The organism is Aeromicrobium sp. Root236 (genome assembly GCF_001428805.1).
Lineage (GTDB): Bacteria > Actinomycetota > Actinomycetes > Propionibacteriales > Nocardioidaceae > Aeromicrobium.
The window spans coordinates 2,798,050-2,819,798 of sequence record NZ_LMIS01000001.1; the positions used below are offsets into that span (position 1 = coordinate 2,798,050).

Consider the following 21,749-nt stretch of genomic DNA (forward strand, 5'->3'; position numbering starts at 1 on the left):
GTGCTGCGAGTGAGCATTCGGTGATCCCGAAGCCTGCGCCCTCAACCGAAGAGGTCGGGGTGGCCAAGCGCTCTCGCCAGCGAGTTGCGGACGACGGCGCCAGCCTGCGCCCAGGTCAGCCCTGAAGCGTCCAACGACACCTGCACGCCGAGGCCGTCGCCAAGAGCGACGAGGCTGGTCGCGACCTCGGCCGCGTCCAGGTCTGAGGTGACGAGGCCCGCGGTCACGCAGTCCTCGATTCCTCTGGCGACGAGGGCGACCCACTCGCGGTAGTTTCTCGCGGCCTCGGCACGGAGGTTGTCGTCGCGTAGGGCCGCGCGCCAGTACTCGGTCCAGATGAACCACTCGGTTCCGGCAGCTTCATCGGAGGCAACGCCCGAGACCAGGCAGGATGCGATCCAGGCGAGCCGATCCACAGGATCCTCGATCGCCTCGGCCTCGCGGCTGACCTCGTCGAGAATCTGACGCGTCCGGTGCCCGAGCGCTGCTGCCATCATGCGTTCACGGTTGCCGAACTGGTACTGGAGGCTGCCGATGGCGATGTTCGCACGCTGGGCCACGTCAGTGTATCTCGTGCCTTCCCAACCTCGTTCGGCGATGACCTCGCAGACAGCATCGAGCACCGAGTCCTGGTTGACCCCGGCGCGCCGCCTGCGTGACCGGCTCGTCTCGGCAGGCTGCGGATCGCGGGCGGCCTCGGACATCGTCGGCTCCTCCTTCGCTGAGACACGAGCGCCACGTATGTGCTGCGGCTGTGCCGAGAGTACAAGCGATGAGGATGGTCGACCGTGCCCCGATGGGATTCGACCATCAGGAAGCATCGACCGGCAAAGCAGCTACTGGCGACCCGACACCGAGTTCGCGATCCTCGCCCACCGGGATGTACCCGGACGCCCACCCCACTCAGCGCGGTCAGCCGCCTTGTATGCGCCGTATATCGACGAGACCCCGAGCCACCGAAGCGGCTCGGGCTCCCACCGGCGGGCTGTGTGTCCCACCCATGGCAGAGAGGTCAGCTCTGTCTGCCGCCCCAGCACCAGGTCACTCAAGGTTCGACCCGACAGGTTCGTGGTCGACACGCCGGTTCCGACATATCCGCCGGCGTGACCCAGACCGGTGACCGGATCGTACGTAACCGTGGCCGACCAGTCTCGCGGGACGCCGAGGACTCCGGACCAGGCTCGATCGACGGGGATTCCCTTCGTCGTCGGGAAGAGGTCGTGAAGGACCTTGGTCAGCGTCTCGATCGTCGATCGCGGTGTGGCTCCGGCAGCGTCGAAGCGAGACCCGAACTTGTAGGGAACGCCACGACCGCCGATGGCGATGCGGTCGTCCGCGGTGCGTTGAGCGTAGATGTACATGTGGGCTGAGTCGGCCAGCGCCTCGCCGGCCTTCCATCCGATGGTCTCCCAGTTGTGGGCATCCAAGGGAGCGGTGGCGATCATCGACGAGTTCATCGGCAGCCACGTCCGACGGTGTCCGGAGATCTGCGAGGTGAAGCCCTCGGTCGCACGGATGATCGATCGTGCCCTCACCGCGCCGGTAGTCGTCCGCACGATTCCCGGAGAGATGTCTTCGGCCGGACTGTTCTCGTAGATCGTCACGCCCCGTCGTTCGACCACCCGCGCCAGCCCACTGACCAGCTTTGCCGGGTGGAGCGTGGCGCAGTGAGGGTGCCACATCCCGCCGAGTGCGCCTCGAACCTGGATCTTGTCGCGCACCTCGTCGGCACTCCAGGCCTGCCAGTCGGTGCCGGGCCAGGAGGTGGCGTGCGCGAGATCGGCCTCGACTCGAGCGAGCTGGGCGGCGTTGCGTGCCACGATCAGCTCGCCCCCCTTCCTGATGTCGGCGGAGATCCCTTCGGTCGCGGCCACACGAATGACTTCGTCGACGCTCTGGTTCATGGCGGCCTGCTGTCGGGCAGCGGCAGCACGTCCGTGACGTGCGACGTATTGATCGACGCCGCCAGTCACCGAGTTGGTCAGCCATCCACCGTTGCGTCCGGACGCCCCGAACCCGGCGAACTCGGCCTCGACCACGACGACTCGAAGTGAAGGATCGCGTTCCTTCAGGTAGTAGGCCGTCCACAAACCGGTGAGCCCGGCACCCACGATGCACACGTCAGCATCGATGCGCTCCTCGAGTCGCGGTCGGTCGACCATCGTGCCCAGGTCCTGCCACCAATGGGAGACGGCTTCGTCGTGCGATCGAGTCATCGTCGTTCCTTGTCCATGGTTGCTCGCGGGATGATGCCTCGCTCGGGTCGCGCACGAGCGAATGTCTGTATGGTATCGCCATACTAGTACGGCCATACCAAAGGATGCGGAGAAACAATGAGCGACATCGAGCAGGACGTGGACGTGATCGTGGTCGGCGCGGGAGTGACCGGGCTGTCCTCTGCTGTGCGGCTCCGGGCGGGCGGGGCGTCGGTGCTCGTCCTCGAGGCTCGCGAGACCGTCGGAGGACGGCTGAGAACGACCACCATCGACGATGTGAGAGTGGAGCTCGGGGGGCAGTGGGTGTCGGCGGACCAGGACCAGGTTCTCGGACTGCTGGACGAGCTCGGCATCGAGACCTTCTCCCGCTACAGGCACGGCTCCAGCGTGTACGTCGACCGGGACGGTGATCGGAACACCTATGACGGGGTCGCGCTGCCGGTCTCGAGCACCACGGCCATCGAGATCGACCGGTTGATCGACGTCCTGGACCAGTTGGCAGCATCGATCGACCCGGCGGCGCCGTGGGAGAGCCCGCACGCTGCGGCCCTGGATCAGATCACGTTCGACGCCTGGATCGCGGATCACACCACTGACAGGGAGGCGCACGACAACATCGCCGCGTGCGCTGGTCCGGCCATGCTCACCAAGCCGGCCTACTCGTTCTCCGCCCTCTCCGCCGTGACCCTGGCGGCAAGCGTGGGGAGCTTCAGCGCGCTGGCCGATGAGAACGTGGTCCTCGACTTCCGGGTTTCCGGCGGTCTGGCGCAGATACCGTCCCGCCTCGCGGAGGAGTTGGGCGATGCTGTCGTCTGCTCGGCGCCGGTCGCAAGGATCGAGTGGACATCCGAGGGTGCCACGGTCGTGGCGGGGGATCAGACTTATATGGCGCGGCGGGTCATCGTCGCCACGCCACCCCACGTGGTCCGAGCGATGCGGTTCGTCCCCAGCCTCCCGCCGCTTCATCTGCAGCTCCGGGACCACCAGTCGATCGGCTCGGTCATCAAGATCAATGCGGTGTATGCGACGCCGTTCTGGCGAGCCGCTGGCCTGTCGGGAACTGCCCAGAGCCCTTACGAGCTGGTCCACGAGGCGTACGACAACACGAACGACGACATCGGTGACTCGCACGGAATCATCGTCGGATTCATCTCAGACGTGAACGTCGACAGCGTCGTCGACCTGTCACCGGCCGATCGCCAGGCAGCGGTCCTCGCGTCCTTGGCGTCGTACTTCGGACCGCAGGCGCTGGACCCCGTTGGCTATTCCGAGAGCCCATGGCTTGGCGAGGAGTGGACGGGGGGCGCCTACGGCACGACGTTCGGCGTGGGCTCCCTGTCTCGCTTCGGTCATCTGGTCAACGAGCCGGTGGGCCCGATCAGGTTCGGAAGCAGCGATGTGGTGGGGCCCGGCTATCTTCACGTGGACGGGGGAATCCGGGTGGGTCGCCGGATGGCCGACGAGGTCCTGCTGGACCTTCGCGACGCGTCGACCGGTTTGCGACCCTGAGCGGGGGTGACAACCTGCTGATCGGCTCGCCCGTCAGGTCGAGACGACGGCGCCGGACTCTTGGACGAATGTGTCGATCAGTATCTCTGCGTAGCGGCGAGCTGCCAGCCGGCGCGATGCGGGGAACGGGAGGGCGCTCAGGCTGGACGAACCGATCGCCACGCTGAGAAGCGTGTATGCGACGTCCGTCGCGCGCTCCAGAGTGGCATCGGGCGCGGCCTTGCGAAGTGTTTGGGCCATGGCTTCCTCGATGCGCACCTGGGTGCCGTATAGGCGATCTCGAAGCGATGCATCCTTCATGGCGCCGGTGGTCAGCGCATTGATGACTGCGTCGTCATCGTTGTGCTCCATCTCGGGCCCGAACAGGTAGTCGATCATTTCCGCCAGGGTGGCCGTCGGGTCTGCTCGGTCGCGAAAGTCCTCAGCTGCTTGGACGTACGGGGTGATGACGTAGTCCCAAACGGCCTCGATGAGGCTGTCGCGGTTCCCGACGTAGTGCCGAATGTGACTGCGGCTCAATCCGCAATCTTCGGCAATCCGTTCCTGGGTCGCGCCCTCGAGCCCGTACCTACCGATGGTCTTGGCCGCTTCCTCGATGATCTGCGCTCGGCGCTCGTCCACCAGGCTCCGTCTGCCCATCTCCATCCCCTCTCATGACGAGGTCAGATTACGACAAGTTAGTTTGTTTGTCGGTATTGACAATCTACCGGAAGCGATGTCATCTTGGTCACTCCATTGCCGAAAGGAACCTCGAATGCCAGGCCCGGTTGAAGCCCCTCCAGCACCGTTGTCTCCTGACGCGACGCAACACCTCGTGCCGATGCGTGATGGCATTCGCCTGGCCACCGACGTCTATCGACCAGTCGGAGTGCTGGCACCGTTGCCAGTCGTCTTGGTCCGACTGCCGTACGACAAGAACAGTCCGTACGTCTTCATGGCAGAGGTGGCGGCCCGGCTCAACGCTCGCGGATACGTGGCCGTGGTCCAGGATGTTCGCGGGAAGTTTCGCTCCGAAGGAGTGGCTGTCGGCCCCGTGAGCGAGGTCAACGATGGCTACGACACGATCGACTGGATCGTCGGACAGGAATGGTCTGACGGCCGAGTCGGGATGTTCGGCGATTCATACTACGGTTTCACACAATGGGCTGCGCTCAGCTCGGGACATCCAGCGCTTCGGGCCATCGTGCCTCGCGTGACCACCACGACGATTCCCAGTATGTGGTCGGGTGGAGAAGGTCCGGTCGAGGATGTCGACTGGCTCTGCGGAGCGCAGTACACGGCGCAGGTGTGGTCAGGAAACCTGATCCGCGAGCACCCGATCAACTGGGACGCCGCGCCCTTGACCGAAGCTTTCGAGCAGTTTTTCGGCGACGTCGATAGCACGTCACCGTGGTTCGACGTGTCGGTCCCGCGGCAGGTGCCGCTGAGCATCTACACAAATGGCCACCCGTTCGCCCAGAAGCCCATCCCGGTCCTGCACTGTGTCGGGTGGTACGACAACCTCCTCATCCCCTCCATGCGTGACTACATGGAATTGGTCTCTCGGCCCAACTGGGCGCCGTTGCAGTACCTTCACGCAGACTCGATCGATCACGAGAACTATCACCTTCACCTGGCGCCGATCGGGGTTGAGGATGACCACAGCGCGTCGCCGGCCTCTCTCGATCGACTCATGTCCACCTATCTGCTCCCGGCGCTCGATTTCTTCGATGTGTTCCTCGCGGGAAGTCGTCCGGTCGAGAGCCTCCCGAAGGTGCAGTGGCACCTGGGCCACGACGACTACCGAACGAGTGCAAGCTGGCCTCCCGCCGACGCTCACGTCCGAGACATGTTCTTGAATCCGGCGAGTGACGGATCGGTTGATCACGTTCTGACCTGGGAAAGGCCGAGTGGCAAAGCCGAAGTCGAGTGGCTCTACGACCCGGAGCATCTGGCTGCCTCGCCTGTCGAGAACTCGTTCGCATTCATCTTCGAGTACCCGGATGAACAGAGCGCTCGCAACGACGAGACGACCGTGGTCTTCGACCAGGCCCCTGTGGAGACACCCTTGGACCTGGCGGGACCCATCGACCTACACGTCTGCGTCGACTCGAGCGCTCCAACGACCGACGTCTTCGCGCGGCTCCTCGACGTAGCTCCGTCAGGCGAAGCCCATCTGATTGCCAGGGGCCAAGGCATCCTGCTCAACCCTTCTGGCACTGAGGCCGTGCGCATCGAGATGGGGCACACGGGTTACCGCGTACGTGAAGGCCACAGCCTGCGTCTCGTCATCCGCAGCTCGGACTACCCGGAGTACGCACCGAACTCCGGAGATGGCTCCAACAGGTGGACCGCTGCAGAGCGGCACCGCAGCACTCAGCGTCTCGTCACCGACGGGACGGCACCGGCTCGACTGGCTCTGACCTGCCTGTAGTCGTCACTCGATCACAACTGGATGCATACGGAGATCAGCGAGCCAACGTGACTCGTCCTGGTCTCAGCTGAAAGCACGAAACGTGGGGTGGGTTGTCCACCGCTGCGAGGCAGGACGCTTCTTGTGAGAAGCGAAACCAGGAAAGAGGCTGGTCCGTGGACAGACTCAGTGTTGGACTCAAGACGGCGCTCGCCGCGACAACGTCACTGGCACTGCTTGCTGGGTGCAGCGGGGGGAGCAGCGATCCCGAAGGCTTCAAGCCCAAGATCACGACGTCAGTCCCGGCGGCGACGAAGGAGCTCAAACAAGTCACCTGGAACTTGCCGTCAGGCGAGCCCAACTCTCTCGACCCCGCTGCGTCTGCCGTCGAGTCCAACTCCACCGTTGTGAGCAACCTGTGCGAGAGCCTCTTCACTTGGGACGACAACTACCAGCAGCAGCCGGCTCTCGCCACCCGCGTCGACCACCCTGATGCGCTCACGTATGTCTTCACGCTTCGTGAAGGAGTCACGTTCTGGGACGGCAAACCCATGACCAGCGAGGACGTCGCCTACAGCATCAACCGGATCCTCGACCCGAAGCTGGCCTCATCGTGGGCCAGCTGGGCGGCCACCGCTGAGCCGACGATCGAGGCGACCGGTCCTCTCGAGGTCACGGTCAAGCTGAAGAAGCCTGACTCGATGCTCGCCAACTACTTCGCCACCCCAGCCTTCGAGGTCATCGAGAAGGACTTCACCGAGCAGGCCGGCAAGGCGTTCGGGACGTCCGCCAAGGGCGTCATGTGCACCGGACCATACAAGTTCGGGTCCTGGAAGCCGGGTTCGTCCGTCACGATCGAACGTAACGATGCTTGGTGGAACACCGACAACAAGCCAAAGGTGGGGTCCGTCAAGTTCAGTTTTACGGTGGATCCGGCAGCCCAGATCGCCGCACTCGCAAGCGGCGACGTACAGGGCCAGTGGAGCTTGCCCACGTCCTCGTTGAAGCAGCTGGACAAGACGGGTGGGAGCCTGCTCTTTGCCCGGAGCCTCGCTCCAACCTTCCTGGGTGTGCTCAATGACAAGGGTGCGCTCTCGAACCTGAAGGTACGAGAGGCACTCCAGGCCTCGATCAACTACGACGGAATCCAAAAGTCCGTGTACCTGGGAACGGGTGCACCGCTCCGGGCGCTCGTGCCGCCGGAAGCGTGGGGTTACGGCAAGAAGGTGTACCAGGACGCATGGGACGCGCTGCCAGCACCTGAGCAGAAGCTGGCCATGGCCAAGAAGCTCGTGGCCGCAGCGCCAGAGGCGGAGCAGCGGATCGTTCTGGCCTACAACACGTCGTCGGCCGAAGAGGTGAGCATCGCGACCGTCGTTGCCGACGGTGCCAAACAGGCGGGACTGAACATCAAGCTCAAGCCGCTGACCGCTGAGCAGGGGGCTGCGGTGTTCTCCTCGGCCGAGGCTCGGAAAGGCATCGACCTCATGATGATCACGGGCTATCTCGACTTCGCCGACCCGGCCGAGTACTACGAGTACTTCACCACGACGAGCTACTACAACTTTGCCGGCTACTCGAACCCCGATTACGACAAGGCGATCGCTCAAGCCTTCGCGACCGAGGATCCGGACGGCAAGGCGGCCGCCGTGGTGAAGGCGCAAAGCATCCTTTCCGAGGAGAAGCCGGTGATCCCCATCGCGACCCGCGACCTCTCGCTCTACTACGGCAAGGGCTTGGCCGGCCTGGCTCCGCACCAGTCCTTCCTGTACAAGCCGTGGGCGGCGAAACTGGGCGGCAAGTAGTCCGAGCACGTGTGGGGTCCAGCAGCCTGAGGGCATCTGGGCCCCACGATCCAAGACGAGAGCAGAAGGGAGCTGGGCTGGTGGCTCGATGGTTGGCATACCGCATCGGCGGGGCCGCGGTGACGCTGTTCGTCGCGTCCCTCGTCATCTACGGCGCGCTACAGCTGGTTCCTGGTGATCCGGTCATCGCGCTCTCGGGCGGCCGCCGACTCACCCCGGACCAGATCGAGACCCTTCGCGAGGAGTTCGGGTTGAACCGCTCGTTCGTGGGCGGGTATCTCCACTGGCTCGGCGGAGCGTTGCACTTCGATTTCGGCAACTCCCTGCAGTACGGGTCGAGCGTCACTTCACTGCTGTCCAGCAGGTTGGCCGTGTCGGCCGTCCTGATCGCCTACTCGGCGACGTTGACTGTCGTCATCGGCCTGGCGGTTGCTCTGATCAGTGCCGCCCGTGGTGGAGTCGCGGATCGCATCGGCCTGTACGTCAGCAGCATCACCTCCGCGATGCCGCCGTTCGTGTCGGCTGTGGTGTTGCTCTCGGTCTTCTCCGTCAAGCTCGGCTGGTTCCCGGCAGTTGGCGGAGGTGAGGGGGCGGTGGATCGGATCTACCACCTCACACTCCCCGCAGTGGCACTGGCTATCGGAAGCTTCGGAGTCCTGGCACGAATCGGGCGCGCCACTTTTTTGGAAGAACTCACGCGTGAGCACGTCGAGGTGGCCAGGAGCCGTGGGGTCAAGGAGTCGCAGATCCTCCGCAGGCATGTCTTCCGCAACTCGCTCGGACCGTTGGCGACGCTCATCGCGCTGCTGCTGTCGAGCCTGTTCGTCGGGACCGCAGTGGCTGAGACGGCGTTCGGGCTGAATGGCATCGGAGCGCTCCTCGTCCAATCCGTGGCACGTCGTGACCTTCCTGTGGTGCAGGCCATCGCGCTGGTTGCCGTCGCGCTGTTCGTGGTCACCAGCACCGTCGTGGACCTTCTCATGCCGCTGATCGACCCGAGAGTCAAGATCCGGAAGGTCACATCGTGAGCCTGCTGTTCGCTGGTCGTCGCGGTCGCGCCCGCTCGCGGCGCCGAGGAGTCTCGTTCTACGTGGCGTTGGGGATCTTCGCGCTCGTCGTCGTCGCAGCTGCAGCTGCGCCGCTGCTGGCTCCGCACCAACCTGACACCACGGATCTCCTTGCGTCCAACGCCGGCCCCGGCAGCCCGGGGCACCTGCTGGGCACCGACTCCACCGGGCGAGACACCCTCGCAAGGCTGTTGTACGGGGCCAGGCTGAGCCTGCTGGCGCCGTTGTTCGTCGTCCTGATCTCCGGAGCGCTCGGCACCGCACTTGCCTTGGTGGCTGCGCGGCGTCGGGGCTGGGCCGATGCGCTCATCTCCCGCACCATGGACATGATCTTCGCGTTTCCTGCGCTGCTGTTGGCGATGCTCTCGGTCGCGGTCTTCGGCCCGGGTCTGATGGCCCCTATCCTTGCCCTGGCCCTGGCATACACGCCGTTCATCGGCCGCGTCATTCGAAGCGTCGCCATGCAGGAAGAGGCGCGTCCCTATGTGGGTAGCTACGAGGTCATGGGGTTCGGGTCGGCCTTCATCGCCCTGAGGCACGTGCTTCCCAACGTTCTTCCCGTACTGATCGCGCAGTGTGCACTCTCCTTCGGTTACGCGATGGTGGACCTGGCCTCCCTGTCGTACCTGGGGCTCGGAGTTCAGCCTCCGTCGGCCGACTGGGGAGTGATGATCAACTCCAGCCAGGACTCCATCCTTCAAGGCAGCCCGTGGAGCGGGATCGTTCCCGGCCTCGCAGTGATGGTCACCGTCGTGTGCGTCAACATCATCGGTGAGCACCTTGGCGGGTCGACGCGCCGAGTCGAAAAGGCTGCCTCGTGATGAAGATGACGAATCCTCGCCTCGCGACCACCGGCGTCGAGGCCCCACGTGATCAGGCGCTACTCATCGAGTCGCTGAGCATGGACATCGGCGACGGCGAGGGAGGCCGCCACCCCTTGCTCGACGACGTGCAGATCCGCGTTGGCCACGGCGAGACGGTCGGGTTGGTGGGCGAGTCCGGCTCGGGCAAGTCGCTGACCTCCCGCGCCGTGCTCGGCATGGTTCCCGCGGGCGCACGTGTCTCCGGCAGCGTCACGGTCGGCGCCACGGAGGTCGTAGGTGCGGTACCAGCAGCGTTGAGGGCTTTGCGACGCCACGATGCGGCCATGATCTTCCAGGATGCGCGAGCGTCCATCAATCCCGTTCGCACGATCGGCGACTTTCTCACCGAGGGGCTGCGAGCAGGAGGGCAATCGGTCCGCGAAGCCAAGCAGACGTCGCTTCGCCTGCTCCAGGAAGTGGGCATCAGGGATCCAGAAGCAGCGCTGAAAAGCCATCCCCACGAGTTCTCGGGGGGCATGCTGCAGAGGGTCATGATCGCCGCCGCGCTGTCCATCGAGCCGAGTCTCCTTCTCGCGGACGAGGCGACCACGGCACTCGACGTCACCACGCAGGCAGAAGTCGTGATGCTCCTGAAGCGGCTCCAGGCCCAGCACCGTACGGGACTGCTGTTCGTCACCCATCAGCTCGACCTGGCCGCCGCCATCGCCGATCGCATCTACGTCATGTATGCCGGTCGCATCGTGGAGACGGCCACCAGCGAGTCCCTGTTCTCCCAGCCTGCGCATCCCTACACGGTCGGTCTTCTCGGCTCGAGCCCGTCATTGGATCCTGCGCGCACGCTGATCCCGATCGCGGGGCGGCCCCTTGCCCTCGCGGACGCACCTGGTGGGTGTGCCTTCAGGGACCGATGCTCTTGGGCGATCGGCGAGTGCGCCGTGTCCGTGCCGAAACTTCGAGACGTGAAGGGGACGCAGGTGGCCTGCATCCGCGCTGAGGAGGTGCAAGCCTCATGACTCGGCTGAACGAGGGGTTGCAGCCCGCCGACGCACGGAACCCCATCCTCGCCGTCAGTGGGCTGTGCAAGACCTTCGGAACCAAGGTCGCCGTCGACGATGTCTCTTTCGACCTCTGTCGCGGCGAGTCCCTGGGCATCGTGGGCGAGTCGGGCTCTGGCAAGTCCACGACGGCGCGCATCCTGGTGGGGCTCGAGACCAAGACTGCCGGTGAGATCTCGATCGAGACGGAGGCGGCACGGGGTCGCGCAGAAGCTCGCCGCGCTCGAGCCAGGGCCGTGCAGATGATCTTCCAGGATCCGTACCAGTCGTTCGACCCCAAGATGCCCATCGGCGCGGCCATCGAAGAGCCTCTGCGCCTTCACACCGAGCTCACGAGAGCTCAGCGCGCACTGAAGGTTGCGGTCCTCCTCGACCAGGTCGGGCTGTCCGCCCGGCAAGGACTCGCCTTGCCGTCACAGCTGTCCGGCGGGCAGAGGCAGCGAGCCGCGATCGCCAGGGCTTTGGGCATCGAGCCCAAAGTCCTGGTCCTCGACGAGGCTGTTGCTGCTCTGGACGTATCGATCCAGGCGCAGATCCTGATGTTGCTGAACGAGATCCGAGAGCAGACCGGGGTGGCATACATCTTCGTCAGCCACGACTTGGCAGTCGTCCAGCACATGACCGATTCGGTCCTCGTGATGCGGCTCGGGAAGGTCGTCGAGTCGGGACAGACCCGATCGATTCTTTCGTCACCTGAACATCCCTACACACGTTTGCTGTTGGAATCGATTCCCCGCCGGGGGTGGGATCTCGACCGTCTCGCGCAGTCCCGTCGCGACCTCGAGTCACTCCTCGCCCAGTAGTCCCTGATCTCAACCGCACACCGAGGAGCCCCTGATGTCGAATCTCGCAGGCCTGTTGGAGCACTCGACCGAGAAGTACGGCGACCGCACGGCCATCGTGTTCGGTGACACCCGGTTGACGTATGCGCAGGTCAACGGCGCTGCGAACCAGGTCGCGAACCTCCTGGTGTCGCGCGGAGTGCAGCCGGGCGACAAGGTCGCCCTGTCGTGCCCCAACCTGCCGTACTTCACGATCATCTACTTCGGCATCCTCAAGGCCGGCGCCACCGTCGTGCCGCTCAACGTGCTGCTCAAGGGTCGCGAGGTGGCCTATCACCTGGCCGACTCCGAGGCCAAGGCGTACTTCGCCTTCGAGGGCACACCGGATCTGCCGATCGGCGACGCAGCACGCGAAGCCGTCGTCGACGTGGGTGGTGTGGACCTGATCGAGGTCGCCGCTGCAGGAGCCGCACCATGGGCGGAGCAGCTGCCGACGTTTGACTCGGTCGACATGGATGACGACGACACCGCGGTGATTCTGTACACGTCGGGCACGACGGGTCAGCCGAAGGGTGCGGAGCTGCGGCACCGCAACGTGCTGGACAACGCGCTCGCAGGCTCGGACCTCTTCAATTCCGATGAGACAACCCCGGACACCTATCTGTGTGTGCTGCCGTTGTTCCACTCGTTCGGCCAGGTCGTGATCCAGAACGGCGCCTTCGCCTTCGGCGGCACCGTCGTGATGCTGCCGAGATTCGAGGCCAAGCCGGCACTCGATCTCATGCTGAGGCACGGAGTCACCTTCTTTGGCGGTGTGCCGACGATGTATTGGGGACTGCTCGGCGCGCTCGACGAGACGACCGACGTCGAGGCACTGGCGGCGAACTTGCGGGTCGCCGTCGCCGGCGGCGCGGCCTTGCCGGTCGACATTCACCGGCAGTTCAAGGAGCGGTTCGGGGTGACGATCCTGGAGGGTTATGGCCTGTCGGAGACGTCGCCGGTGGCGTCGTTCTCGCGGTTCGGTGAGGAGCCTCGGGTGGGTTCTATCGGGGTGCCGATCCCGGACGTGGAGATGAAGCTCATAAATGATGACTGGTCCGACGTCGAGCCGGGTCCGGATGCGGTCGGCGAGATCGCGATCAAGGGTCACAACGTCATGAAGGGCTACTACAACCGTCCTGAAGCGACGGCTGAGGCGATCCAGGATGGTTGGTTCCGCTCTGGTGACCTGGCCAAGAAGGACCACGACGGTTTCTACTACATCGTCGACCGGTCCAAGGACATGATCATCCGCGGCGGCTTCAACGTCTATCCGCGCGAGATCGAGGAGATCCTGATGGGGCATCCCGCGGTGTCGCTGGTCGCGGTGATCGGGGTGCCGCACGAGTCGCACGGTGAGGAGATCAAGGCCGTTGTGGTCAAGAACAAGGACCACGACGACGTCTCCGAGGACGATCTGGTGGCGTGGGGCAAGGAACAATTCGCGGCCTACAAGTACCCACGCGTCCTGGAGTTCCGCGACGAGCTGCCGATGACCGGCACCGGCAAGATCCTCAAGCGCGAGCTCTCCTGAACCGCCCGGCCAGGCCCCCTTTGCGAAAGAAGACGTATGACACACGCTCACCAGACCGTCTTTGAACGGGAAGCTGCCGACCCAGCCGCTGTCGCGCAGGCGTTGAAGGCATCGCAGCACAAGGTCTTCTGGCTCGACGGACTCGACTCGGATATGTACGCCCCGTTGGTGGGGCGTACCCATGCTGACCTCACGATTGTGGGCGGCGGGTACACGGGTCTCTGGACCGCCGTGCAGGCCAAGCGGAGGGATCCCGCGCGGCGTGTCGTGCTGCTCGAGGCGCAGGCGATCGGCTGGGCGGCATCAGGCCGCAACGGCGGGTTCGCCGAGGCCAGTCTGACGCACGGTGAAGAGAACGGACGCTCCCGTTGGCCTGAGGAGTACGACACCCTGGAACGTCTTGGTCATGAGAATCTCGGTGGATTCGAGCGCGACATCACCGACCTGGGTCTCGATGCCGAGCTGGAGCGCACGGGCGTCCTCGCCGTGGCTTACGAGCCGCACCAAGTGGGCTGGCTCAGGGAGATGGAGGGTGGAACGTGGCTCGACGAGGATGCTGTCAGGGCTGAGATCGACAGCCCCATCTTCCGCGCTGGCCGCTGGCGGAGCGACGAGTGCCTCCTGGTCCATCCAGGCAAGCTTGCCAAGGAGCTGGGCCGGGCTGCAGCTGAGCTCGGTGTCGAGATGCACGAGAACTCCACCGTGACCGGCGTCGATTCGCGCGGAGGCAGCGTCGAGGTCCGCACACCGCAGGGCGTCGTCGTCAGCGATCAGGTGGCGCTGTGCACGAACGTCTTCCGCCCGCTGCTACGCCGTACGCGGCTCATGACGGTTCCCGTCTATGACTACGTCCTGATGACCGAGCCGCTGACGGACGAGCAGATGGCGTCGATCGGGTGGCGCAACCGTCAGGGCGTGTCAGACCTGGCCAACCAGTTCCACTACTCACGCCTCACGGCTGACAACCGCATCCTCTACGGCGGGTACGACGCGATCTATCACGCAGGGCGCAAGGTGCGTGCCGACTACGAGGATCGCCCGGAGACGTTCGCGAGGCTGGCTTCGCACTTTCTCACGACGTTCCCGCAGCTGGCGGGCATGCGTTTCAGCCATCGCTGGGCCGGTGCGATCGACACCTCGACCCAGTTCTGCGCATTTCACGGGCTCGCCCGGCGGGGGCGGGTTGCCTACGCCAGTGGTTTCACCGGACTGGGTGTCGGTGCGACGCGGTTCGCCGCTGATGTCATGTTGGATCGGCTCGCGGGTGTCGCGACAGAGAGGACACGCTTCGAAATGGTCCGCAAGAAGCCCTTGCCGTTCCCGCCGGAGCCCTTCGCCAAGCTGGGGATCGAGGCGGCCAAGTGGTCTCTGGACCGTGCGGACCACCGGGAAGGTCGCAGGAACCTGCTGCTCCGCGCCCTGGACCGTATGGGACTGGGGTTCGACTCATGAACGAGCATCAGCAACCGTCGGCGCTTGTGGTCGGTGACGTGCGGACGCTGCCGCTGAGGCACGCCCCGATCGATGCAGCAGACGTCGTCGGCGGCGCTCCGACTGCAGGAGCGGAAACTCTCATCTCCCGAGGGGACGTCGAGGTCGGGATCTGGGAGATCACCTCGGGGGTGGTGACCGACATCGAGGCCGACGAGGTCTTCATCGTCCTGTCCGGTCGCGGCCGGGTCGAGTTCGAGAACGGCGACAGTATCGCGCTGTCAGCCGGGAGTGCGGTTCGACTTCAAGCTGGTGACCGTACGACGTGGGTCATCTACGAGACCTTGCGGAAGGTCTACGTCCTGCTTCCACACTGATCCTCAACAGGGGCCGCGCGGTTGAGATCGAGGCGAGGCACGGACCCCTGCTCTCGGCCGAGATGACTCTCGATTCCGATGCCGCTCCACCCACCCGTCTGTCCCTCGCGTAGGGCGTCCTGAACGGAGCCGCAGCATTGACGCGAATGCAGCAACAATTACTCGTCGCAATCGCACCAACGATCCCTAGGTCGACAGGTTGTGCCGCGGGTAGCGTCTGAGCCTGTTCGGGCACCGCTCACCAGTTAGGTGACGTGGTCAGGTGCGGGGGGCGGACTCACCCGAAATCTCCGTTGTTGTCACAGGAAGACTGGCCATGACCGCTGAAAACATTGACCGATCGACGGGCCACGAGCTGGATTCAGAGGTCGGCCAGGCGCAATCTTCTCGACTGCATGGGGACATGGGTGTCGGCGAGCTGGTGATGAGCGTTCTCGCGTTTTCTGCTCCGCTGACGACCGTTGCCGGCTTCATCCCGGTGCTGCTGTCGTTCAGCGGGAGCACGGCCCCGGCGATCTACCTGGCTGTGACGGGATTGCTCATCGCATTTTCCATCGGATTCACTGCGATGGGTCGAGTTGTGTTGAACCCCGGTGGCTTCTACTCATTCGTCACTGCGGGTCTGGGCCGTCCCGCCGGCCTTGGCGGCGCCTTCCTGGCGACCTTTGGCTACATGGTCATCGGCCTCTTCGCCCCGCCCTTCTTTGCTATCACCATCCAGAGATTCATCACCGATACCCTGAACGGCCCGCACATCGCTTGGTATTGGTTTGCCCTCGGGATCATCACGGTGACAACGTCCTTGGCGTATCGTCGTATCGACCTGTCGGCGAAGGTCCTGACCTTGGTCATGCTCCTTGAGGTCGTTGTGGTGATCGCCTTTGACGTGTTCGCCTTCGCTCACGGGGGGCCCGCCGGTGGGGGCGGGGCAGGTTTCACGCTGCCGCGGGTGACAGACAGCAACGTCGGCCTCGCGGTGCTCTTCGTCGTCGGCAATTTCTTGGGCTTTGAGGCGACCGTGATCTATCGGGACGAGGTGAGGGACCCGAAGAAGACCATTCCGCGGGCCACGTATCTCGCCGTCGCCGGAATCGGCGTCTTCTATGCCATTGCCGCGTGGGCGTACCTGGCCTTTTTCGGGGCCGCTTCAGCTCAAGCAGATGCAGGAGCAGATACCGCCGGGTTGTTCAACTCTGCGATTTCAGAGCTCTTCGGGAAGACCGTGGTCGACGTCGTGACGATCCTGTTGATCACTTCGACGTTGGCGTGCATGCTCTCCATACAGAATGTGTCCGCCCGCTACCTGTTCTCGCTGGGCGGCGATCGGGTGCTGCCCGAGGTGCTCGGCAAGGTGCATCCCAAACACGGCTCACCATCAGTCGCGGCGTCGACGGTTGGCTTCGTGTGGGCGATGTCCGTTGTGCTCTTTGCGGTCGGCGGTATGGCGCCGGAGCCCCTGTACGCGAAAGCCAGTGGCGCGGGCACCTTCGCGATTCTCCTCCTCATGTTCGCGGCCAGCATCGCCGTCCTGGCGTACTTCGCGAGAGGACAGTCCTCGATTGCGATCGCGCCATGGAAGACGATCCTTGCGCCCGCGGTGTCCGTTGCCGGCCTCGGCGGAGTGGCGTGGCTGGCTTTCGCGAATTACTCGGACCTGCTTGGAGAAGATGGACCAATCGCCACGATACTGCTCGGTGTGACCTTCGGGCTCTTCGTTGTCGGACTCGTGCTCGGCGACATCCTGAGACGTACGAAGCCGGAAGTCTACGAACGCATCGGCCGGCAAGGTCTCTAGCCGCGATCCAATCTGAACGGCCCGCCCCCACTATCGGGGCGGGCCGTCTGCAGTCGTGGCAGGCAACCTCGCCGCGGAGGCCGGTGTCTCGAAAGTGCCGTGCCTCAGGGTGAGCCGCAGACGGTAGTCCAGGGTCAGTGTTCCCTGAATCATCGGCCGGCGAGGCCGTGCGCCGGCTGGGCCACGGCCGGCTCCGTGAGGAGAGTCGTCGATGTCGATGTCGATGTCGATGTCGACGTCGGAGGGATGTCGCGGTCACTCAATATGGGAGCGTCGCTAAGGCAGCGTCCCGGAATCTCTATCCGTCGGCGCCCCCTACGGTGCACGTAGCCCGACAACCGGTCGGCGTACTGGTGGGTGCGACGTCGCCATCTCGGAGACTCCGACCCAGCGTTGTCTGCGCTGGGTCGGAGCGGCCGTCATATCGCCTGACTACTGGAAGTCGGCGAGGTTCTCCTTTGTCACGAGCTTGAACGGGATGATGTTCTGCTTCGCCACGGTCTCGCCCTTCAGGATCTTTGCTGCCGTCTCAATCGCCTGGGTTCCCTGACCGATTGCGTCCTGAAAAACTGTTGCTGTGAGAGCTCCGTCCTGCACACCGTTGAGCCCGGCCTCTGAGCCGTCAACTCCGACGACGATCTTGAACTCGTCCTGGCGCCCCGCTTCCTTGATCGCAGCGGCTGCGCCGATGGCCATCTCGTCATTCTGGGCTACGACACCTTCGACCTCACCCGACTTGTACTTGCGAAGAAGGTCCTCCATGACGTTCTTGCCCTGGGCCCGGTCGCCCTTGGCCTGTACCTCTGACACGATCTTGAAGTTGTCGTGCAGGTTCCCCATGAACCCCTTCTTTCGAAGGTCCGTCCACGAGGTCCCGTAGACCCCGACGAGGTAGATGAGCTTGCCCCCGTCCGGGAGTGTCTTGTTCACATAGTCAGCCTGGATCTCGCCAGCGTTGGTGTCATCGGATCCGACATAGGCGTCATACTTCATGGCGGCATCCGCAGGTAGGCTCTGATTGACGATGATCAGCGGAATCTTGGCATCGTTGATCTTCCTCATCGCCGCCTGGCTGTTCTTCGGATCCACCGGGATCATCACGATGGCATCGACGTTCCTCGTGATCAGGTCCTCAACCTGCGCAAGTTCAGTAGCAACGCTCCCGCGAGGATCGGTGCTGACGTACTTCAGGCCAAGCTTCTTGGCCGTCTTCTGGGCAGCATCCTTGATCTTGACCTGGAAGGGGTACTCGAGGCTGAACGTCGTCTGCCCTACTGTCCCGCCACTGCCGTCGCCGCCTCCAGAACTGCCGCAGGCGGCGAGAGAGATCACCAAAAGCGAACCGGCGAGACCGCAGATCACCTTCCGCGTGGGATGGAAAGTCATGCCTCTACTCCTTCGTTCGTGAACATTCACTGCTCCTTCGTTTAGTTGCAACGTGGAATTTCGGGACGCGGTCGTCAGTCCGAGCGCCAACCATTCAAGATCACGGCAAAGATGAGAATGAGCCCCTGGACGCCCTGCTGGTAGTAGCCTGAGACGTTCAGCAGGTTGAGTCCGTTGAGCATGATCCCGAGGAGCAACACGCCGAGCACGGTTCCGCGGATCGACCCTTTGCCGCCGAAGAGGCTCGTGCCTCCGATGACGACCGCGGCGATGGCCTGCAGCTCATACCCGGTTCCGACCAGAGGGTCCGCGCCATTCACACGCGCCGCCAAGACGACCCCTCCGATCGCCGCCATCACGCCGGCGATGAGGTAGACCACGATGACAACCCGTTTGACCCGGATACCCACCATTTGCGCGGACTCTACGTCCCCGCCGACCGCGTACACATGCTTCCCGAATTGCGTCTTGCTGAGGACCACCTCCATCAGGAGGGCAGCCAGACCGAACAAGGCCACGGGAACTGGAATGGGTCCCAGCATCCCCGTGCCCAGCCATGCGAAGGTCGTGTTGAGATCGAACAGGGGCTGTCCGTTGGTGTAGATGAGGCAGGCGCTGCGTACGACGGCCATGGTTGCCAAGGTCGCCAGAAACGGCAGGATGCCGGCACGGATGATGAGGTTCGCGTTGACCAGCCCGACCAGTGCTCCGGCGGCGAGTCCGATCACGATCGGGAGAATGAAGGCCGTCGATCCTCCGTCGGCGAGCGAGGCTGCCGTTATCGACGCCAAACCGACCACAGAACCGACTGACAGATCGATGCCTGCCGTGATCATGACGAAGGTCATTCCAAGAGCGACGAATCCGACGATTGAGGACTGGCGGATCACATTGATGAGGTTGTCCGCCGACAGGAACGTCGAGGTGGCGACACTGAAGTAGGCCATCACCGCTATCAGGACGATCACGATCCCGTAGTCCCCGATGATGTTCTTGGCTCTGACTGACCTGCTGCCGTGAACATCGGGATCGTGAAGGCGGAGCTTCATTGAATCAAGCATCGTCACGCTCCAAATCCGTTGCAGTCCCAGCTGCCTTTGCCAAGCGGGCCTTTCGCCTTGTGCTCCCGATGGCACGTCGCTCCTGCTCAGCCAAGCTGGGCTCCAGCAGACCCGTGGAAATGAGGTGTGCGACCTGTGTCTCGGTGACTTCGGAGGTATGGAACCGGCCGACCACCTCGCCGTGGCGCATCACTGCCATACGGTCGGCCACGGCGAATGCCTCATCGAGCCGGTGGGTAATGATGATGACGGCGATCCCAAGCTGCTTGAGTCGCTCGGTGACCTCCAGCAACTTGTCGACCTTCGCGACGGACAGATTTGCCGTGGGCTCATCCATGATGATGAGGCGCGCATCGAACGCCAGGGCTCGACCGATTGCGACGGCTTGCCGTTGTCCACCGGACAGTCGGCGTACCTTCAGCCGCGGGTTGACCTTGATCTCCAGGGATTCGAGAACTCGCCGCGTCTCGCGCTCCATCTTCTTGTTGTCCAGGACTCGGAACAGGGGGCCGAGCACACTTCGCTTCAGCTCCCGCCCGAGGAAAATGTTCGACCTGACATCGAGGTTGTCTGCCAGCGCGAAGTCTTGGTAGATCATCTCGATTCCTTGCGCACGCGAGTCACCGGGCGTGTGAAAATGCGTTGGAGTACCGTCCAGCTCGATCGTTCCGCGATCGGGTCGATGCACGCCCGTGAGCACTTTCATCAATGTGGACTTTCCAGCGGCGTTGTCGCCGAGCAGCGCGAACGTCTCTCCGGGCATGACATCGATGCTGACGCCGCGTAAAGACTTCACGGCCCCGAATGTCTTGTGGATGTTCCGCATTTCGACCAGCGGCGTAGCCGTCATGGGTAGGCACCTTTCCGTGCTTGGCTGCGTTTCGCAGCCCTGGAATGTGAGAGGGAAAACGTTCACACGTACTGGGGTGGGTTCGCCGGTCTGGCGGCGTTGGAAACCTAGTTTGGATACCGGCGAAGCGTCCATGACCAAGCCGTATTGCGAATCAATTGGCATCACAGTCATGTCGGGATCGGAATAATCACGCGACGACGGCCTGGCTCTCGGCGACGTTCGATGGCGATGGGGATCCGCCGTCGCGGGCTCGGGCAGTCGCCCCCACCTACGGCGGGTTCGCCAACCAGCCCGCACGGGACGGGAGATGTCGCGTCGGTGATCGATGCGTTCAGACAGGGCGACATTCCCGCCGCCCACGAACGACACCGGCAACCTGCCCGACGCCTCAGAACAACGAGTCACCGGACACGCCGCGAGGTCTCATGATCAGGTGACGAGATCAGACAGCGGCTGCCCGGTGAGTGCTTGACGGGCCCGTAGGACGACGGCCTCTTGCAGGGTCTCGAGGGCACGATCGGAACGCCACGCGACGTGGGGCGTCAGGATGGTGTTGGGAGCGTCACGCAAGGGTGAATTCCCCGCCAACGGCTCGCCCGTGAACGTGTCCAGGCCGGCGCCGGCGAGATGGCCCGATGCGAGGGCACCTGCGAGGGCAGCCTCGTCGATGAGCCCGCCACGGGAGACGTTGACGACCACCGCTCCGCGCCGCATACGGCTGAGGGTGTCGGCAGAGATGAAGTTGCGCGTCTCGTCGGTCAAGGGGATGTGAAGCGAAACGACGTCAGACTGCTCCAGGACTTCCTCCAAGGGGGCGGCGGCGAAGTCCTCGAAGGTGATGAACGGGTCGTAGGCGTGCACATGGCAGCCGACCGCGTGATACCACTCGGCCACCTGACGGCCGATGCGCCCCATCCCGACGACCCCCACCTGTAGGGCCGAGAACCGAGGCGCGTCCAGCCCGATGCTGCCCGCCCAGCCGCTGGAAGCTATTGAAGCCTGACCAGCTGGTATCCGGCGGGCCAGGGCCAGGCCCATCGTGAAAGCGTGCGACGCGACTTCCTCGGTCGCAGCGCCGGGCACGATCGACACCGGGATGCCCGCCCGGCGCGCGGCTGTGACGTCGATGTTGTCGTAGCCGATCCCGTAACGGATCACGGCGACGCACCGCTTCATCGCCGCAAAGTCCTGCTCTTCCACGCGTGCGTACGGCGTGACGAGAATCAGCTTCGCATCGGGAATGGCTGCCCGGAACGACTCGACGTCGGGAGCGACGAGCAGCTCCACACCGAACTCTTCGGCGAGGCGCCTTTCGCGCTCGACCTCGGGGAACTGGTGAGGGGCGACGAGGATCGTTCCTGCGGTCTCGCGAATGCCCTGTGCGGTGGGTGCGGCTGTGCTGATGGACATGTCACCTTCTGGTCTGGGGGCGAACCAGCGGCGCCGCGGCGGCGCGCCGGCTCACGTGTTCTCATTCCGGGCAGATTGCACATCGGAACCTCAACCGGAACGTAACCGCGCGCTTCCGAGGGCGTCAACGGTTTGGAGGTGCGGGGTGAGGCCATGTCGCAAACAGGAGCACAGCGGTGCTGGATATGGATCAATCCTCGAGCGGGCCGACGC

Annotated in this window: 18 protein-coding genes; 11 read left to right on the plus strand and 7 right to left on the minus strand. The window is 64.1% G+C overall.

The genetic code is table 11. From position 1 onward, the window contains the following. Positions 1 to 41 precede the first annotated feature (41 nt). Entirely contained in the window at positions 42 to 704 is a 663-nt protein-coding gene (locus ASE12_RS14090) for a TetR/AcrR family transcriptional regulator (protein ID WP_056401839.1), read from the minus strand. A gap of 132 nt (positions 705 to 836) precedes the next feature. Further along, complete coding sequence (locus tag ASE12_RS14095) at positions 837 to 2,216, minus strand: FAD-binding oxidoreductase (RefSeq protein WP_056401841.1); 1,380 nt, start codon at positions 2,214 to 2,216, stop codon at positions 837 to 839. A 117-nt stretch (positions 2,217 to 2,333) separates the two neighbouring features. On the opposite strand from ASE12_RS14095, the gene ASE12_RS14100 reads away from it, so the two are divergent. Then, positions 2,334 to 3,725 carry an FAD-dependent oxidoreductase gene (locus ASE12_RS14100; RefSeq protein WP_056401844.1) on the plus strand — a complete coding sequence of 464 codons (1,392 nt, stop codon included), beginning with the start codon at positions 2,334 to 2,336 and terminating at the stop codon, positions 3,723 to 3,725. A 33-nt stretch (positions 3,726 to 3,758) separates the two neighbouring features. On the opposite strand, the gene ASE12_RS14105 is transcribed toward ASE12_RS14100, so the two are convergent. Further along, entirely contained in the window at positions 3,759 to 4,346 is a 588-nt protein-coding gene (locus ASE12_RS14105; RefSeq protein ID WP_162255497.1) for a TetR/AcrR family transcriptional regulator, read from the minus strand. A 133-nt stretch (positions 4,347 to 4,479) separates the two neighbouring features. Between ASE12_RS14105 and ASE12_RS14110 the strand changes: the two genes are divergently transcribed. The 10 genes from ASE12_RS14110 (at position 4,480) to ASE12_RS14155 (ending at position 16,826) form a co-directional block, all read left to right on the plus strand. Next, positions 4,480 to 6,138: a CocE/NonD family hydrolase gene (locus ASE12_RS14110; RefSeq protein WP_056401850.1), complete on the plus strand. Its 1,659-nt coding sequence runs from the start codon at positions 4,480 to 4,482 to the stop codon at positions 6,136 to 6,138. A 155-nt stretch (positions 6,139 to 6,293) separates the two neighbouring features. After that, positions 6,294 to 7,922 (plus strand): ABC transporter substrate-binding protein, encoded by a 1,629-nt coding sequence (locus ASE12_RS14115; protein WP_162255498.1) that lies wholly within the window; start codon positions 6,294 to 6,296, stop codon positions 7,920 to 7,922. A gap of 80 nt (positions 7,923 to 8,002) precedes the next feature. Continuing rightward, positions 8,003 to 8,950 (plus strand): ABC transporter permease, encoded by a 948-nt coding sequence (locus tag ASE12_RS14120; protein ID WP_056401856.1) that lies wholly within the window; start codon positions 8,003 to 8,005, stop codon positions 8,948 to 8,950. Further along, positions 8,947 to 9,810, plus strand: a complete 864-nt coding sequence (locus ASE12_RS14125) for an ABC transporter permease (protein ID WP_200955028.1) — start codon at positions 8,947 to 8,949, stop codon at positions 9,808 to 9,810. Before ASE12_RS14120 ends, ASE12_RS14125 begins: the two co-directional genes overlap by 4 nt. Further along, positions 9,810 to 10,826: an ABC transporter ATP-binding protein gene (locus ASE12_RS14130; RefSeq protein WP_235508979.1), complete on the plus strand. Its 1,017-nt coding sequence runs from the start codon at positions 9,810 to 9,812 to the stop codon at positions 10,824 to 10,826. Before ASE12_RS14125 ends, ASE12_RS14130 begins: the two co-directional genes overlap by 1 nt. A 17-nt stretch (positions 10,827 to 10,843) precedes the next feature. Beyond that, positions 10,844 to 11,671, plus strand: coding sequence for an ABC transporter ATP-binding protein (locus tag ASE12_RS14135; RefSeq protein ID WP_200955030.1), 828 nt, complete (start codon positions 10,844 to 10,846; stop codon positions 11,669 to 11,671). Positions 11,672 to 11,705: 34 nt separating this feature from the next. Continuing rightward, positions 11,706 to 13,223 (plus strand): long-chain fatty acid--CoA ligase, encoded by a 1,518-nt coding sequence (locus ASE12_RS14140; protein ID WP_056401861.1) that lies wholly within the window; start codon positions 11,706 to 11,708, stop codon positions 13,221 to 13,223. A gap of 36 nt (positions 13,224 to 13,259) precedes the next feature. Then, the gene (locus tag ASE12_RS14145; protein ID WP_056401864.1) at positions 13,260 to 14,675 is read left to right on the plus strand and encodes an FAD-binding oxidoreductase; all 1,416 of its coding nucleotides are present in this window, start codon (positions 13,260 to 13,262) and stop codon (positions 14,673 to 14,675) included. Continuing rightward, entirely contained in the window at positions 14,672 to 15,031 is a 360-nt protein-coding gene (locus ASE12_RS14150; protein WP_056401867.1) for a cupin domain-containing protein, read from the plus strand. Before ASE12_RS14145 ends, ASE12_RS14150 begins: the two co-directional genes overlap by 4 nt. A 316-nt stretch (positions 15,032 to 15,347) precedes the next feature. Then, on the plus strand, positions 15,348 to 16,826 hold the full coding sequence (locus ASE12_RS14155; RefSeq protein ID WP_056401869.1) for an APC family permease: 1,479 nt from the start codon (positions 15,348 to 15,350) through the stop codon (positions 16,824 to 16,826). Between the two features lie 432 nt (positions 16,827 to 17,258). On the opposite strand, the gene ASE12_RS14160 is transcribed toward ASE12_RS14155, so the two are convergent. The 4 genes from ASE12_RS14160 to ASE12_RS14175 all read right to left on the minus strand — a co-directional run bounded on the left by ASE12_RS14160 (position 17,259) and on the right by ASE12_RS14175 (position 21,536). Further along, positions 17,259 to 18,212, minus strand: coding sequence for a sugar ABC transporter substrate-binding protein (locus ASE12_RS14160; protein WP_056401872.1), 954 nt, complete (start codon positions 18,210 to 18,212; stop codon positions 17,259 to 17,261). A 74-nt stretch (positions 18,213 to 18,286) separates the two neighbouring features. Beyond that, positions 18,287 to 19,273: an ABC transporter permease gene (locus tag ASE12_RS14165; protein WP_056401874.1), complete on the minus strand. Its 987-nt coding sequence runs from the start codon at positions 19,271 to 19,273 to the stop codon at positions 18,287 to 18,289. Continuing rightward, positions 19,266 to 20,123 (minus strand): ATP-binding cassette domain-containing protein, encoded by an 858-nt coding sequence (locus tag ASE12_RS14170; protein ID WP_082582283.1) that lies wholly within the window; start codon positions 20,121 to 20,123, stop codon positions 19,266 to 19,268. Before ASE12_RS14170 ends, ASE12_RS14165 begins: the two co-directional genes overlap by 8 nt. 432 nt (positions 20,124 to 20,555) lie before the next feature. Next, positions 20,556 to 21,536, minus strand: coding sequence for a C-terminal binding protein (locus tag ASE12_RS14175; protein ID WP_056401877.1), 981 nt, complete (start codon positions 21,534 to 21,536; stop codon positions 20,556 to 20,558). Positions 21,537 to 21,749: the final 213 nt, after the last annotated feature.

What these genes read in the sequence shown, in the direction of transcription:
- ASE12_RS14095 (WP_056401841.1), bottom strand. Translation starts at nt 2,216, where the DNA reads ATGACTCGATCGCACGACGAAGCCGTCTCCCATTGGTGGCAGGACCTG.
- ASE12_RS14165 (WP_056401874.1), bottom strand. Translation starts at nt 19,273, where the DNA reads ATGCTTGATTCAATGAAGCTCCGCCTTCACGATCCCGATGTTCACGGC.
- ASE12_RS14110 (WP_056401850.1), top strand. Translation starts at nt 4,480, where the DNA reads ATGCCAGGCCCGGTTGAAGCCCCTCCAGCACCGTTGTCTCCTGACGCG.
- ASE12_RS14175 (WP_056401877.1), bottom strand. Translation starts at nt 21,536, where the DNA reads ATGTCCATCAGCACAGCCGCACCCACCGCACAGGGCATTCGCGAGACC.
- ASE12_RS14150 (WP_056401867.1), top strand. Translation starts at nt 14,672, where the DNA reads ATGAACGAGCATCAGCAACCGTCGGCGCTTGTGGTCGGTGACGTGCGG.
- ASE12_RS14130 (WP_235508979.1), top strand. Translation starts at nt 9,810, where the DNA reads ATGAAGATGACGAATCCTCGCCTCGCGACCACCGGCGTCGAGGCCCCA.
- ASE12_RS14100 (WP_056401844.1), top strand. Translation starts at nt 2,334, where the DNA reads ATGAGCGACATCGAGCAGGACGTGGACGTGATCGTGGTCGGCGCGGGA.
- ASE12_RS14170 (WP_082582283.1), bottom strand. Translation starts at nt 20,123, where the DNA reads ATGACGGCTACGCCGCTGGTCGAAATGCGGAACATCCACAAGACATTC.
- ASE12_RS14140 (WP_056401861.1), top strand. Translation starts at nt 11,706, where the DNA reads ATGTCGAATCTCGCAGGCCTGTTGGAGCACTCGACCGAGAAGTACGGC.
- ASE12_RS14090 (WP_056401839.1), bottom strand. Translation starts at nt 704, where the DNA reads ATGTCCGAGGCCGCCCGCGATCCGCAGCCTGCCGAGACGAGCCGGTCA.
- ASE12_RS14145 (WP_056401864.1), top strand. Translation starts at nt 13,260, where the DNA reads ATGACACACGCTCACCAGACCGTCTTTGAACGGGAAGCTGCCGACCCA.
- ASE12_RS14155 (WP_056401869.1), top strand. Translation starts at nt 15,348, where the DNA reads ATGACCGCTGAAAACATTGACCGATCGACGGGCCACGAGCTGGATTCA.
- ASE12_RS14160 (WP_056401872.1), bottom strand. Translation starts at nt 18,212, where the DNA reads ATGACTTTCCATCCCACGCGGAAGGTGATCTGCGGTCTCGCCGGTTCG.